Here is a 15,225-nt window from a genome sequence, read left to right on the forward strand (position 1 = left end):
AGGAGAAGAAAAACCCTCAAAAGGCTCTTCTGTCGCGTGTATTGTCGCCGCTGAGGCAAGAAGTCGCCACTCTAGCCCAGCGAGTCGGGGGCGTATCCAAAATGGTTAAAATCAGGTAAATATTTATCCAGAACAGCGGCTTGCATTTCGGGGGTAAAGCAAAGCTGTTCCTTATACTGCTGGCCGGTGCCTTTTCCCGCGCGCTCTGGGCGAAAGGGCAGATCCAGCCGACCGGCCATCCAGGCCCAATCCATGGCGAAATCTTCGAGCCTGCCGATGAAATCATAGGCAATCGTGTCCATGGACAGGTTGATTGCCTGCAAACGCCAGTGCGGATTGTGCTGCGCATCGGGCTGGGCGCAGATCGCCAGCACGAAATCTTCAAAGCTGGGGCAGGTGTCGGCGGCAAAGCCGGCCGCCTCGCGCAGCCGCCCCTGGGCATGGTTCCAGACGATCTTGTTCATATAGGCCGATTGCAGGCGCACGTAGGGGTTGCGCACAAAGCTGAACACATAGCGCCCGCGTAGCGCGGCGGGGGCGTCTTCGACGCTCAGCTCGGGGTAGGTCAGCAGGGCGGTGGCCTTGCGATCATGCACAGAGGTTTCGGGGGTCCAGTCCGGATCGCCCATCTCGGCGCGCTGCAAGGCCAGCTTGATCGTCGAAGACGCCACTTTGGGGTTGTTGATGTAGACGATCCCCAGCCGCCGGGCCACATGCACGGACCGGGCCAGCAGGGTGCGGGGCAGGGTGGTACGCTGTTTGGTCACGTCAGATCCTTTCGGAACCGCTCTGGCGGCATGGACGGGGCATAGACGATCTGCCGCGGGGCGCAGCGCCAGTGGGACAGATCCAGCCCAAAGCGCGCCTCGAGCCGGTCTGCGGCGGGCAGCACGGCGCGGGTTTGCAGCGCGGCGTAATCGGCCTTGGTCACTTGGGTGGTCCAGCTGGATTGGCGGGCCATGGCCTCGGCCACATCCTGGGGCGCGGGGTTGCGCATGATCCGCGAATTGCGTTCCTGCGCGCAGAACATCAGGCTCTGTTTCGGCACGATATAGCGTTGTTGCGCGTGGCGCAGGATGGTCGCCTTGTCCTGCGCATAAAGGTAGCGGGGCATCACGCCGGGGTTCACCCGCCCGCCTTGCAGCAAGGGGGCGCCGTATTCCTCGGGCGGCAGGCCAAGGAACGACAGAATGCGCGCCTCAAAGCCGGGGGCCTCGGTGGCGATGTCGCGTTCGAACATCATCGGCAGCACGTTGTCTGCCCCGAACAGATCGTAACAGCGGGCGATGGCCTCTTCGGTCTGGGCGAGGAACTCATCAAGCTTTTCGACCTTGCCCCAAAACCCGCCCGGCTCTTCCTTGGCGCAGATGTTTTGCAGATAGCGCGAGTAGGCCCGTTCGATCGGGCGACGCAGGACAAAGATCACCTTTGTATCCCGGCCCAGATGCTCGGCGATGCGGCGCACGGGGTGCGGTGCCAGATAAGAGGGCGAGACCTCGCCCACCATGGCGCCATCGTCGATATGGGCAAAGTGCTGCGCGTACCAATCCGGCCCCTTGGCGAATTGGCCCGAGAAATAGTGCAGCTCCTTGGGCTGGGACAGGCCGATGGCCGGGTTGCGCTCCAGCACGCGGTAGATCAGCGAGGTGCCGGCCTTGCCCTGACCCAGCACGACGAAAGAGGGCAGGCGGGTCATGGTTTGCTCTCCAGCAGGCGGTGAAGGGCGGCGCGATAGGCGCGCGCATCCCGCTCAGACATCAGCGTTTCGCGCAAGGTCAGAGCCTGTTTTCGCGCTTCATCGGGGGCAGCCAGCACCGCGCGGAGTGCCTCGGCCCATGCCTCTGGCGTGGCTTCGGGCGGCAGTTTGCGCGCCAGCCCGTCCCGCAGCACCTCGCCAGTGCCGCCCACGTCCGAGCCGACCAAGGGCACGCCGGTCATTGCCACTTCGAGCAGCATCATCGGCACCCCGTCCCAGCCCGAGGTATACAGCCACGTGTCACACTCTTGCAGCGGCAGATCGGCAAAGCGGTCATAGCGGCCCTCCAGCGTGACGTTGTCCGGCAGCGGGGGCAGGGGGGCACCGCCCATGACGGTCTCTCCCCAGATGCGGAAATCGGCCTCGGGCAGGGCGCGGGCAATGCCCAAGGCCAGATCCACCCGCTTTTGCGCATCCAGCCGCCCGGCCCAAAAGATCTGCGGGCGGGCGTTGCTTGTGGGGCGCGGGGCCACGGGGATGCCTGGGTCAACGGGGTTGGGCACCGTGACCACGTGGGCGGCGTCCGTCTCTGGCAGCATGTGCCGCGCGCAGAGCTCTGCCGTCAGGAAATCGCTGTCGGTCATCACCCCGGACAGCTGGTCAAAGTGCCGGTAAAAGCGCCGCAGCGGATAGCCCGTGGCGTGCCCCATATCGGTCTGTTCATTGCAAAGCAGGCAAGCATAGAGCCGCATAGACGCGCTCAAAGCCGTGCCGTAAGGCGTCAGCATATCCCACATCAGCCGCGAGTTGATGTTGAACACCGCCTCGGGCGCAAGGCTGCGCAGGAACTCGGCCAGAACGCGCTGGCGCGGGTCGCCCCGCAGCAGGGGCGCCAGATCGGCAAAGTCCACATGCCGCACGCCTTGGGGCAGTTTCGACGCAGGCAGCGCGCCGGGTTGGTCGGTGGTGATCACAAGCACCGCGTCCGGGCCATGCTCGGCGGCCAGCGCGTGGGCCAGATGGCCTTCGACCCGCCGCGCGCCGCCAAACCGCGCCCGGTTCACGCAGATGACAAAGCGCGCAGGGGTGTGGGCGGCCGCCTTTTGCAGGCGCAACATCGCCCCAGTCCGAGAGCTGATCTGATCGTTGTGAAAGGGTGGCACCTTGACCGCCAGCGCCTCGGCCCAGCCCTGTTCGACCAAGGGCTCAAAGCGCGCCACCTTGCGGACCTCTTGCCCCAAAGCGCCGCGTTCCAGCCGCCTGCGCAGCTCTTCATAGCGGTCGCGCCAAGCGGCTTCGGCCTCGAGCGGGGGCAGACCGTAGGCGTCCGCCAGATCGCGCAAGCCGGTAAAGGGCGCGGCGAGATTGCCCGCCTCGCGCCCGGTGGTCAGGTAATGGACAAAGGGGTTCTCGCCGCTTTCGGCCACCTCGGGGTAGCGGGTCAGATAGGCGCGGGTGCCAAACCACGGCGCCGGATCGCGCCCCTCGCGCCAGCCTGCGCGCAGGTAATGGGCCACCGGATCGACCTCTTCGAGGGCGCGGATATCGGGGTTTTGCGACAGGTAAAAGGCGTGGTCGAATTCGGCTTTTACGGTGTCATAGAGACTGTCATCGGGCACTTTTCCGCGCTTGGCCTGCGCCCGTTCGATGCGGGCCTCAAAGACCGGCCCATAGTGCGGCACGGGGGCCGGGGCAGGGGGCTGCTCTGGCTCTGCTTCGGCGGGGGGGAACAGCCGCGCGATCAGGCCGGGGCGCGGGGGCGCCACCTGCGCCAGATCCGTCACCCGGTCGATGCGCATGGCGTCCTGAAAGCGCACCAAGGCCCGGCGCGCGCGGCTTTGGGACACAAGGCTTTCGTCGCGGCGGCGTTTAAAGATGATGGTGTCCGGCGCATTCACATGCCGCCAGCCCGCCGCCATGGTTTCAATGGAAAACTGCCAGTCCTGAAAGCTGAGCCCGGCGGGAATGTCGCGGTGCACATAGGGGTGTTCCAGATGCGCCTCGCGCGGGGCCATGCACAGGCTGTCATAGTAGTTCATGAAATAGAAATGCTGCGGCAAAAACAGCGGGTCGTCCTGGTCGGGTTTCAGAAACACCGCCTGCGCGCCGTCGAACAGCCAGTTCAGCTCGGGGTGGGCAATGGCGCGGTAGCCCTGCTTGTCCAGCGCCCGCAGCCGCCGCACCCCGTCGCGCAGCCAGTTTTCCGAAAACAGGTCATCCGCATCCAGAAAGGCGATATAGCGCCCGCGTGTCTGCGGCACGATATGGTTGCGCACCCGGCCCAGATCGCCCTCTTGCGCGTCGATCTTGGTCCAGTGGGACAGGCGATCTTGGGTGAAATAGGCTCTGGTTTGAGGGGTCGCATTGTCCAGCGTGATGATCCGCTCGACGGTGATGCCATCGGCCTCGGCCAAGGCAATCGCCGCATCCGCCGCCGCCAGCGTCGGCCCGCTGACCAGCGTTTCATCGTGGGCGGTCAGGATTACGCTCAGGTCTGTCCCTGTCTTCAACGACTGCTGCCTTTTCTGGTTTCAAACCGGTCGCAAACTGCTTGCAATAAAAACAGGCTGTCTTCAACGCGGCAATCCCGCTTGGTGCCCGTTTAAGGCGATTTGAATTCCCCCGCTTACCTCGCTATCCAGAGGTCAGCGACATGCAGATCATGGGACAGACAGCTATGAAGAATTCATCGGCCTTGGTACTTGTGGGCGGTTTCGGTTTCGTCGGGCGGAACATTCTTGAAGCCATTCGGACAAACGACGCCTTCGAAGGTCTGGCCCCTGCGGTCATCGACAACCTGTCCAACGCAGCCCCAGGCTATGAGGCGCTGGACGTGCCGTCCTATCAGGGGGGCTACGAGGAAGAGGGCGCAGGCAGCTTTCTGGAAGAGATCGAAGACACCGGGGGGCGGATTTTTGTCTTTCTCGCCGGTGAGACGCGGGTGGCCGAATCCAAGGACCGCCCGCTTGATTTCATCGAGGCGAACATCACCGCCCCCTCCGATTTCGTGATGAAGAACGTGCGTGAAGGTGACCACTTCCTGCTGATTTCCACCGCGGGGGCGCTGTTTGACGGCACCTTCGAGGTGCGCACCGACAGCGCCTATTGCCCCAAGAACTTTTACGGCGCGACCAAGGCCGCCGAAGAGATGATCCTTGAAAAGCTGGTGGAACTGCGCGGCGGCACCTTTAGCGTCATTCGCATGACCAACGTCTACGGCGTCTATTCCGACAAGAAGAAAAGCGCGATCCACGCCTTTACCCGTGCCATCATCGAAGACGGCGATGTGTTCATCAACGGGGACGGCAAGCAGAGCCGCGATTTCATTTTTTCCGGGGATGTGGGCCGCGCTATTGCCGAGCAAGCCCGCCGGGTGCGTGCGGGCGAGGACTGGAACAAGGTCAACATGATCGGGGCCGGGGTCTCGACCTCGCTGATGGATGTGGTGGCCGCGATCGAAGAGGCCTCGGGCAAGTCGCTGAACTACACCAAGGTCCCCGCCGAAGAGCTGCTGAAAACAGAGCCGCGCGACGTGATCGCCAATGCCGACGATGTGGCGGTTCTGCTGGGTGAGAACCGCACATCCTTGGTGGATGGCATCCGGGCGACCCACGCCTATTACGCAGGATAAGGCCGTGACAGAGACTGTTTTCGTTGCCGGTGCCGGTCTGTCAGGTGCGGTGATTGCGCGCGAGTTGGCCGAAGCGGGCCACCGCGTCGAGGTCTATGAGGCGCGCGATCACGTGGCGGGCAACTGCTATACCGCCCGCGACGAGGAAACCGGGGTGATGCTGCATCACTACGGCCCGCATATCTTTCACACCGGCGATACGCAGGTCTGGGATTACGTGAACCGCTTTACGCGCTTTCACAGCTATCGCCACCGGGTCTGGACCACGGTGGGCGGCAAGGTCTACCCGATGCCAGTCACGCTGGCGACGATCAATCAGTTCTTTGGCCAGGCGCTGACCCCTGCGCAGGCGCGCGCCTTTGTGGCCGACCGCGCGGTGTCCATCCCCGAGCCCGCCAATTTCGAAGAGCAGGCGCTGGCGATGATCGGGCGCGAGCTGTATGAAGCCTTCTTTCGCGGTTATACAGAGAAACAATGGGGGCGCTCGCCGCGCGATCTGCCGGCCTCGATCCTCAAGCGTTTGCCGCTGCGGTTTTCCTACGAGGACAGCTATTTCAACCACCCGTTCCAGGGGATGCCCGAGGACGGCTACACGCCGATGGTCGCGGCGATGCTGGATCACCCCGGCATTACCGTGCATCTGTCGACGCCGCTGGATCCGGCGCAGGTTCCCAGCGGCGCACAGCTGTTCTGGTCCGGCCCCTTGGACGCGTACTTCGGGATGAAGCTGGGGCGGCTGGGGTACCGGACGCTTGATTTCGAACACCTGCGCGGGCAGGGCGATTTCCAGGGCTGTCCGGTGATGAACTATGGTGATGTGGACACGCCTTGGACGCGCATCACCGAGCACAAGCACTTCGCGCCGTGGGAAAGCCATGAGGCGACGCTGGTCAGCCGCGAGTATTCGCGTCTCGCCGCCGACGGTGACACGCCCTATTACCCGATCCGTCTGGTGGATGAAAAAGCGCTGCTGTCCGATTACGTGCGCGCCGCCGAAGCGTTGAGCGGCGTGACGTTCGTGGGGCGGCTTGGCACCTATCGCTATCTCGATATGGATGTGTGCATCCGCGAAGCCTTGGACGCCGCCGCCGCCTTTTTGGAGGCGCGTGAAAAAGGCGGGTCCATGCCCGCCTTCTTGTCGTCTGTGCTGTAGGTCTATCGGGGCAGGCGGATCGCGCCGTCCTTGGTCACCTCGATTGGGCTGGGATAGAGCCGCTTTTTGCTGGCCTTGGCCCCATGCGGCAGGCGCACTGTCAGCACCAATGTGCCATCCGCATCGCGGTAGGGATCGGCGGCGCACCAGTCGCCCAAGCCCGCCGCAGGGCGGCTTTGCCCGATGGCCAGATCGGCAAAGTCATGCGCCTTGCCATTGACGATCAGGCTGTCGCCTTGGCGTTTCAGCCGCAGCTTGGCGTCAGAGCGGGTGGGCGACAGGATCAGCCGCATCAGAACCACCGACCGATGGCCATGCAGCGGCAATTGGTGACGGTGACGGTCACTGCGCCCGCCGAGGAATAGAACCCAAGGTTGGCGAGGCTGGCGGTCAGCGTGCCGATCACCCCGGTGGTCGAGACGTCGTCGCGCAGGCCGGCGTTGCTCCAGTCGGCGGAATTCAGCGACAGGCTGATGTCGACGAAATCAGGCTCTTCGACAAAGGCCGCCGGATAGGTCCAGCCTTCGTAGCAGACCACGGCGGTGGCGGCGGTGATGGTGAAATCCTTTTTCAGGCACAGCTGCGTGCCGTCGGCCCAGCGGACATAGCTGCCGTTGGCGTTGCTGCCGCGCTCGATCACAGCGCCGGTGGGGGTGCCGCCCGATTGGCTGACCGCGCCCAGAAGCGTCGCCGGCCCATAGCCGTAATCGGCACGCATCAGGCGGCCCGGCGTCGCGTCGGTGGCGCTTTGCTGGATGGCCGCGCCCTGCGCGATGCCAGTGGCGGCGTCGAACTTCAGCGCCTCGGTCCAGGTGCTGCCGTCGCTGACCTTGATGCCAAAGTCATCGTCCCCGTTCAGGCCCATTTCCGCGCGCCCGCTCCAGTTGGTCTGGAACAGAAGCGATGCGGTATCGCCGCTGGCGGCCTTGTTCACCTTGACCTGATGGCCCGCGCCTTCGTGGGTGAGTAGGGTGGCGGGGGCGGCGACCGCAAGGCGGTTGGTGGTGTCATGGCTGGTGCCGATACCGACCCCGTCGAGGTTGTCCAGATCGGGCAGCACCGGCCCCCACAGATCGTTCTCAAAGACCATCAGCCGCGAGTTGCCCAAGTCCCACGCCCGCCAGCCCGGCTGCGGCGTGATAAAGATCCAGGCGTTCGGCACGCGCAGCGCCAGCTTGCCCGCCTGTCCCGCCCACTCGCCGGTGGGCACCGCGCCAAGCGCATAGATCGCGCCGTCTGTTGCCGTGAGTGGCGGTGTGTTAGAGCCGAATTCGGTGATCCCGCTCTGGACCAGCGCATCGAGCATTTGCAGCGCTTCGTTGTGGGTGACGTGCTTTTGCGCCTGGGACGGCGCAAGATAGGGCAGGGACAGCCGGGCAGAGAGATCGGACATGAGGGCGGCTCCATCGCAAACAGGGGTTTAGCGATGGGGTATCGGGCCGGGGTTAACGCGCGGTGGGACCACCGTGCGCTGGCAAGCAAGGTTAACGAAAGATGAACCGAGCTGTGACCGCCGTTAAGCGGCGAGCAGATCGCCCAGCCATTGCACCTGCACGATGTCCGAGACCTGCAAATCCTGCCCGCCCGCAACCTCGGCGGCGACCATCCCGTCGACCAGCACATTGGCGCCGAGGCCGTCTTCCCAGACTTCGATGGTGATGCTTGTCACCTCGGCGTAGTTGCCCACCGGGCCGACCTGCACCGCGATCTGATCCTCAGTGGGGTCAAAGTCGGTGATGACCGCCGCCTCAAAGCCCAGCTCGCCGTCGGCCTCTTCGTGGATCAGGCCAAAGGTATCGGCCCCGGTGCCGCCGGTCATCACGTTGCGATTCACCGACAAGAGCACATCATCGCCCGCACCGCCCTCGAGCGTGTCGATATGGATGTCCATCTCGTAAAAATCTTCGTCGCCCAGCGTGTAGTTGTACTCTGTGCCGCCGGTGCCGATCAGCGTATCGTTGCCATCCCCCCCCTGCGCGAGGTTCTCGCCGTCCTGATAGGTGGCGGTATAAAAGAGGCTTTCGCCGACGGTGATCCGGTCGTCGCCGCCCCCACCGTTGATGGTGTTGTCGTCATAGTTCCCAAGGATCGTGACGCCACTGTCGCCGTCGGTATAGCTCATGTCGCCGCCGTCTTCTTGCAGCAGCAGCGTCACGCCCAGATCGTCGATGCTCAGACCCTGCGCGCCGGTGATCTGCGCCATCAGCGTGTCCCCAAGGTACAGATCCGCGCCAAGCCCGTTGTCCCAGTCGGTCAGGCTTAGGGTGCCTGTCTCGCCCGGCTCGACCGTGATCGCCAGATCAAGCCTGTCCTCGGCGGGGTCAAAGTCGGTGATCACCAGCGGGCCCGCGCCCGGCACGCTTTCCCAGCGGAGCACATCCGCCCCCGTGCCGCCGGTCAGCGTGCTGGCCCCAAGGGCAGACAGCGTGTCATCGCCCGCGCCGCCGTCCATCACGCTGTGATAGGGGCCATCGTCAAAGGCGGTGCTGGCATCATACATCAGGTCGTCCCCGTCGCCGCCCAGCAGCGTGTCGATCCCGTCATCCCCGTAGAGCGTGTCGTTCCCCGTGCCGCCCGACAGCAGATCGTCGCCGTCATCGCCATACAGCAGATCTTGGTCCGCCCCGCCATCAAGGGTATCATCGCCGGTCCAGCCATAGACGGTGTCCCAGCCATCCTCGCCATCGACCTGATCGTCGCCCTCGCCGCCGCCCAGAAGGTCATCATCGGCGCCGCCCAGAACGGTGTCGTTCCCGCCATTGCCAAAGGCCATGTCAAAGCCGCCAAGCGCCTGAATAAGATCATCGCCCTCGGTGCCGTCGATGGTGTCATCCCCGTCGGTGCCGATCAGGCTGTCTTGGGGTTCCGGCTCTGTCTCGGTGTCGTCACTGCCCGTCGAGGTGTCCATCCCGGCCATGACAAAGGGCATACCGAACAGCAGGGACAACAAAAGCAAAGCACTCATGGGCGCGACTCACTATAAGATGAACAGACCGGGGTAGTTTAAACCTTTGACGTGCAAAGAAAACCGTCTCTGTCCGGCTTGAAAAAGCCGCGCGCCAAGGTTCCCGGCGCGCGGCTCTTACCATAACAAAGCTTATGCCGCGTCAGTCGAAGTCCGCGATAAAGTCGCTTAGGTCGAAGGCCCCGACGCCGATATCTTCGACATAGGCAAAGGTCTCGCCCAAGGTGCTGAGCGTCACCCCGGTGCCAGATAGGCTCACGGTGATCGAAGAGATGATCCCAAAGCCGGTCAGGTCGAACTGGTCCAGACCGTCCTCATAGTCGGTGATCGTGTCGATGCCGCCGCCGGGCGCAAAGACAAAGGTGTCCGCGTCATCGCCGCCGGTCAGCAGATCGTCGCCCGCGCCCCCGGTCAGAACGTCGCCGCCGACGCCGCCGTCCAGCGTGTCGTTGCCTTCATCGCCAAACAGCGCGTCTTCGGTGTCGCCGCCAGACAGGGAATCGTCGCCCTCGCCGCCGAACAGCGTATCCGCGCCAACGCCGCCTTCGAGCGTGTCATTGCCCAGACCGCCGTCGAGGCTGTCTTCGCCTTCTCCGCCGATCAAGCTGTCAGCGCCGTCTTCGCCATAGAGCACGTCGTTTTCCGTGCCGCCGTCCAGGGTATCGGCCCCGGCCCCGCCGCTGAGCGTGTCGTTATGCGCCTCGCCAAAGATAAGGTCGTCGCCCAGCCCACCGATCAGGCTGTCTTCGCCGTCGCCGCCCGACATCGTGTCATTGCCGCCAAGCCCGTCGATCACGTCGTCCAGCGGCGTGCCGGTCAGGTCGTCGTCGCCTTCGGTCGGCCCGCTGGGCGGATCATAGAGGCTATCGGCCACAAGGTTGCCGCCAAGGATCAGGTCGCCCATGTCGGTGTTCTTGACCAGAACCGCGACGCCAGAGGCCGCCGAAACCAGCAGATGCGCGCCGTCCTGGGTCAGGGTGACTTCGCCTTGGCCAAACAGGCTCAGCACGTCCATCTCGGGGTCGAAATCCTGAATGCAGTTGTCCGCCCCGCCGGTGATGCGGAACAGATCCGCGCCCGCGCCGCCGTGCAGCTGGTCGTCGCCCTCATTGGCCACCAGCGTGTCGTCGCCGATCCCGCCATAGAGACTATCATTGCCCAAACCGCCCAAAAGCAGGTCATTTCCAGAGTTGCCAAAGGCGCGGTCATCGCCGTCGCCCCCCGACACGGTGTCATGGCCAGAGCCGCCGATCACCCGGTCTGCGCCGGTGCCGCCGCGCACGGTGTCGTCACCCTGCCCGCCGATCAGCGTGTCGTCGCCGTCATCCCCCAGCAGCAGGTCATTGCCGTTGGCCCCAAGGCCGCGGTCATTGCCCGCGCCGCCCAGCACGGTGTCATCCCCTGCGCCGCCGTTGAGGAAATCATTGCCCGCGCCGCCGGACAGGCTGTCTTCGTTGCTGTCGCCAAAGAGCGAGTCGTTGCCCGTCCCGCCATAGAGCGTGTCCAGCCCCGTGCCGCCCAGCATCCGGTCGTGCCCTTCGCCGCCCATGATGTGATCCGAGCCCCAGCTGCCCTTGAGCCAGTCGTCGCCCGCGCCGCCATAGACCCGGTCGTGCCCGTTGCCCGCGTCGATGGTGTCATTCCCGTCGCCACCATAGAGACTGTCATGGCCGAACTCGCCCAGGATCAGGTCGTCGCCCGCGTTGCCGCCCAGCGTGTCGTTGCCGTCGCCGCCGAAAATGCTGTCGTTGCCATTGCCGCCCCAGGCCACGTCATGATCGTCGCCCGCCATCAGCAGATCGTCGCCATCGTCGCCGCACATCTCGTCGCGGCCTTCGTTGCCGTACATGGCGTCCTGACCCGCGCCGCCGCGCAGGCTGTCATGGCCCGCCCCACCGGACAAAAAGTCGTCGTCCTCGCCCGCTTCGAGCAGGTCATTGCCGGCTTGGCCGTACAGCGTGTCTTCGCCCGCGCCGCCCAGCAGCGTGTCATACCCCGTGCCGCCGGTCAGATTGTCGTTCCCGGCATCGCCCGAAACGCTGTCATCGCCGTCCAGCGCCTGAAAGATGTCGTCACCTTCCAGCAGCTCGATCACGTCGTCCAAGGGGGTGCCAATCAGGATATCGTCCAAAGGGGTTGGTACTGGCATATCAGATCTCTTTCAAAGACTGCGGCGGGGCGCGGGGAGCGTCTGGAAATCAGCGACGTTTACCCTTGTGTCCCGTCGGAAAAACGGTGTGCATTCTGGCTGCTCAATCTCCGCCTGCGCAACAAAGCGTCTCTTGCGCATGGATTATAGAGGGTTTTTCGCGAAATGTGCAAAAATTGTGGCAAGCCTCGTGATCTTTGTCACAGGATCTACAAGCTCAAGATTTCATCGTGGCGTTAACGAATTTTAACACATTGTTAAGGATCTCGGGGCAAGGCAGTTTCCTGCCAAAGGAGATTTGTTTGCGCCCTTGCAGCCACCGCGAGAGCGTGTCAGCCTCGGCATAACGACAAGACTTGCGCCCCCCGTGGCTGCAACCGGAGACCGGAATGCAATTAGACGATTTCGACGTGAAGACCTTTCCCGCCATTGACACGGTGGGGCTTTCAACCGCCGATCATCGTCTGAGGGTTTGCATCGTGACCGAGGAAATCATCGGTCCGGTGCGCAATGGCGGCATTGCCTCGACCTATTATCACCTGTCCAAGGGGCTGGCCGCGCATGGCCACGACGTGCATGTGCTGTTCCTCAAGGGTCCGGTGGTGCAGGACGAAACGCCCGAGCATTGGGTGCAACACTTTGCCGAGTTCGGCGTGACGCTGCATTACCTGCAGGTGCCAGAGCGCCCGATCTGGTCGGCGGCCACCGAATGGCAGGAACGCTTTGCCGCCGCCTATCAATGGCTGCGCGATCAAGAGACGTTCGACGTGGTGCACACCTCGGAATGGCGCGGCGGCATGGTCTATGCGCTTATGGCCAAACGGCTGGGTCTGGCGTTCCAAGAGACCCTGTTTCTGGTCAAAACCTCGTCGCCGCACATCTGGAACCGCCATTACCAGATGCAGCCGATTGAGCGGCGCGAGCTGGTGCTGGCCGCCTATGCCGAACAGAAATGTGTCGAACTGGCCGATGCGGTGATCGGCGGCAGCGCCCATCTGATCACCTTCATGGAGCAGATCGGCTACAAGGTGCCCGGCACCAACGTCTTTGTGCAGCCCAACATCGTCGACTTCTCCAAGGTGATCGTCACCGATCAACGCCAGCCGCGTGGCCCGGGCGAGGTGATGCACACCCAGGAAGTGATCTTTTTCGGCCGCCTCGAAGGGCGCAAGGGCGTGGAGCTGATGTGCAACGCGCTCGACATCCTCAAGGAACGCGGGGTCGCGCCGTCTCGGATGACCTTTATGGGCAAATGGGGCGCGCCGCTGGCCACCCAAGGCGGCATGAAGGTCGAAGACTACCTGAACGCCAAGGCCGAGAACTGGGATTTCCCGGTCGAGTACATCACCGACAAGAACCAGCCCGAGGCGCTGTCCCACATGTGTTCGCGCGACATGATCGCGGTGATGCCGTCCTTGATCGAGAACTCGACCATGGCGGTGTACGAGACGCTGGAAAACAACATTCCCTTTATCGCGACGGCCGTGGGCGGCACGCCCGAGCTGATCGACCCCATCGACCACGACCGCTGTCTGGTGGCGCCGAAGGCGACGGCGCTGGCCGACCAGCTTCAGCGCGCTCTGGAAGAGGGGCAACCCATCGCGCATTCCAGCTTTTCCAACGATGAAAACCTGCGCGTCTGGTACGGGTTCCACGCCCATGTGGGCGAGCGGATTGCGCAGCTGGGCCGGCGCGAGGCCATCACCCAGATCACCGCCGGGATGGATCATCCGGGCACGCCGGTCAAAACCATCTCTTTCGCGGTGCTGGTGCGCCGCGGCGATTCCCTGGCCGATCTGGTCGCGGCGTTGCGCGCCGAGGCCCCCGACCGCGTGGTGCTGGGCTTTACCGAAGCGGCCCTGCGCGCCGACGTCCAGACCGCCGAAGATGCGCTGCGTTCCCACGGAATAGAGACTGTAACGCTCGATTGTATCGGTCAGGCGGCGGGGGATGCGCTGAACATGCTGGCGCGCGCCCATGGCGAGGATGCGCTGGTGATTGCCCATGGCGCGGGCACCCTGCCCCGGCCCGGCTTTTTCGCCGCCGCGCGCGCCGCGCTGACCCACCGCCCGGGCTGTCTGTTCACCACCTTCTTCGAGGCGCAGGACGACGTGCTGGGGATGCCCATGGGCGGCGATGTGGCGAGCCATTTCCTAAGCTCGCGCGCCTATGGCCCCGAGCTGTTCGCCATGCGCACCGAGACCTACGAGCGGATCGGCTCCTTTGAACCCTATGACGTGCGTCAGGGCATCCTGCACGAATACGTCACCCGCGCGGTGGAAGCCGGGCCCGACGATCTGCTGGTCTACCCCGAGGAATTGCTCAGCTGGCCGCAAGCCTTTGACGAGGCGCGCGAGTTGGCCGATGACACGGTCTACGCCTACCTCAAGGCCAAGCCCTTGATCGACAAATCGTCTCTGTCCCAGCGGAAAATCACCCTCGCGGCGCTGCACCACGTGCGCAGCTCGGGCGGTGCCTTGGGCGACAAAGTGCTGCGCGATGGCGGCCGCGACGAAGAAGAGCCGCTGTGGCTGATGCCCGTCGACTGGAACCGCACCGACATCACCCAGCCGTCGAAACGCGCGCTGATCGTGGCGCTGGACGAGGCAAGCAATACGCTGTGGCTGTATGCGCGCGGGGCAGGCGATCGCCGCCTGTCGCTGCGCGATACCGCGCAAACCATCGCGCTGGTCGAAAGCCACGGCGCGCCCGAGGATGAGAACCATGTCACCCTTTCCAGTTACGAGCTGCCCGCAGCGTGGGAGGTCGGCACCTCTTATCCGATCAGCTGGGGCTTGTATGAAAACGACCACAAGCTGCGCAACCAGTTCCTGCGGATCAACAAGATCTCCGAGAACACCTTTGCGCTGGCGGCTCGCAACCCGATCCTGACCAAGGGCGCGCTGCAAGAGATCATCGCCCGCCAACGCGAAGCAGCCCGCATCGAAGCGGCGCTTGGCGCGCAGGCCCAGGCGGTGCTCGACGCCGCAGGGGCCACCTCTCAGCCCAGCGAAAGCACCGATATCGATGCGCTTTTGGCCATGACAGGCTCTGACCCGGCCCCGCAAGAGACCCGGCCCAAGCCGCTGAAAAAGGCCGATCTGGACAAGGGCACCGATCTGGACGACCTGCTGTCGCTGGCCCAAGTCACCGGCCGCGCCGGGCTGGAACGTCAAAGCCTGCGCAGCCGGTCGAGCGCCTTGATCGACAAACATGCCGGCGCGGCGCCCTCGGATCAGGGCGACATCCGCTCTTTCCTGAACCCGGCCAAGTCCGCCGAGGCCTGGGCGCACAACGGCTGGTTGATCGGCTGGGCGTGGGACCGCACCGACCCCGAGCGCACCCTGCATGTGGCGGTGCTGCGGGACGGGGTGCCGATTTTCATGGTCACGGCTGATACGCATATGCCCGCGCTGGGGCGGCGCACGCCGGGTCTGGAAAACCACGGTTTTCGCATCCCGGTGGGGCAGGACTTTCTCGAGGCGGGCGCGCTGTCGCTGGTCGTCTGGGAAAGCCGCAGCCCCGTCCGCAATGGGGCGCTGATCGTGCCTGAGGCCGGGGACGCGCTGCAACAAGCCCCAGAGACCACCCGTTAAAACGTTTTAAAGATGACGACAAAAGGACTTTGCCC

10 protein-coding genes are annotated in these 15,225 nt (G+C 64.2%); 3 read left to right on the forward strand and 7 right to left on the reverse strand.

What is annotated here, in order from left to right; translation table 11 throughout:
- Positions 1-71: 71 nt before the first annotated feature.
- From B9A11_RS21520 to B9A11_RS20005, 3 genes are read right to left on the reverse strand one after another with little or no spacing between them, the layout of a single operon-like run.
- Positions 72-767 (reverse strand): sulfotransferase family protein, encoded by a 696-nt coding sequence (locus B9A11_RS21520; RefSeq protein WP_058249518.1) that lies wholly within the window; start codon positions 765-767, stop codon positions 72-74.
- A complete protein-coding gene (locus tag B9A11_RS21255) occupies positions 764-1,696 on the reverse strand; it encodes a sulfotransferase family protein (protein ID WP_058249519.1) in 933 nt (310 codons plus the stop codon). The genes B9A11_RS21520 and B9A11_RS21255 overlap by 4 nt, the downstream gene beginning before the upstream one ends.
- The gene (locus tag B9A11_RS20005; RefSeq protein ID WP_058249520.1) at positions 1,693-4,206 is read right to left on the reverse strand and encodes a glycosyltransferase; all 2,514 of its coding nucleotides are present in this window, start codon (positions 4,204-4,206) and stop codon (positions 1,693-1,695) included. Before B9A11_RS20005 ends, B9A11_RS21255 begins: the two co-directional genes overlap by 4 nt.
- A gap of 167 nt (positions 4,207-4,373) precedes the next feature.
- Between B9A11_RS20005 and B9A11_RS20010 the strand changes: the two genes are divergently transcribed.
- Positions 4,374-5,327, forward strand: coding sequence for an NAD-dependent epimerase/dehydratase family protein (locus B9A11_RS20010; RefSeq protein WP_058249521.1), 954 nt, complete (start codon positions 4,374-4,376; stop codon positions 5,325-5,327).
- Positions 5,328-5,331: 4 nt separating this feature from the next.
- Positions 5,332-6,480: a UDP-galactopyranose mutase gene (glf, locus tag B9A11_RS20015; RefSeq protein WP_234988916.1), complete on the forward strand. Its 1,149-nt coding sequence runs from the start codon at positions 5,332-5,334 to the stop codon at positions 6,478-6,480.
- A 2-nt stretch (positions 6,481-6,482) separates the two neighbouring features.
- On the opposite strand, the gene B9A11_RS20020 is transcribed toward glf, so the two are convergent.
- The 4 genes from B9A11_RS20020 to B9A11_RS22375 form a co-directional block, all read right to left on the reverse strand.
- Positions 6,483-6,773, reverse strand: a complete 291-nt coding sequence (locus tag B9A11_RS20020; protein ID WP_058249523.1) for a hypothetical protein — start codon at positions 6,771-6,773, stop codon at positions 6,483-6,485.
- Positions 6,773-7,873, reverse strand: a complete 1,101-nt coding sequence (locus tag B9A11_RS20025) for a DUF2793 domain-containing protein (protein WP_058249524.1) — start codon at positions 7,871-7,873, stop codon at positions 6,773-6,775. Before B9A11_RS20025 ends, B9A11_RS20020 begins: the two co-directional genes overlap by 1 nt.
- Positions 7,874-7,996: 123 nt before the next feature.
- Positions 7,997-9,445, reverse strand: a complete 1,449-nt coding sequence (locus B9A11_RS20030; RefSeq protein WP_058249525.1) for a calcium-binding protein — start codon at positions 9,443-9,445, stop codon at positions 7,997-7,999.
- A gap of 142 nt (positions 9,446-9,587) precedes the next feature.
- Positions 9,588-11,594 (reverse strand): calcium-binding protein, encoded by a 2,007-nt coding sequence (locus B9A11_RS22375; RefSeq protein WP_084662840.1) that lies wholly within the window; start codon positions 11,592-11,594, stop codon positions 9,588-9,590.
- 389 nt (positions 11,595-11,983) lie between these two features.
- On the opposite strand from B9A11_RS22375, the gene B9A11_RS20040 reads away from it, so the two are divergent.
- Entirely contained in the window at positions 11,984-15,190 is a 3,207-nt protein-coding gene (locus tag B9A11_RS20040) for a glycosyltransferase family 4 protein (RefSeq protein WP_058249500.1), read from the forward strand.
- Positions 15,191-15,225 lie beyond the last annotated feature (35 nt).

It is taken from the genome of Tropicibacter naphthalenivorans, assembly GCF_900176475.1.
Lineage (GTDB): Bacteria > Pseudomonadota > Alphaproteobacteria > Rhodobacterales > Rhodobacteraceae > Tropicibacter > Tropicibacter naphthalenivorans.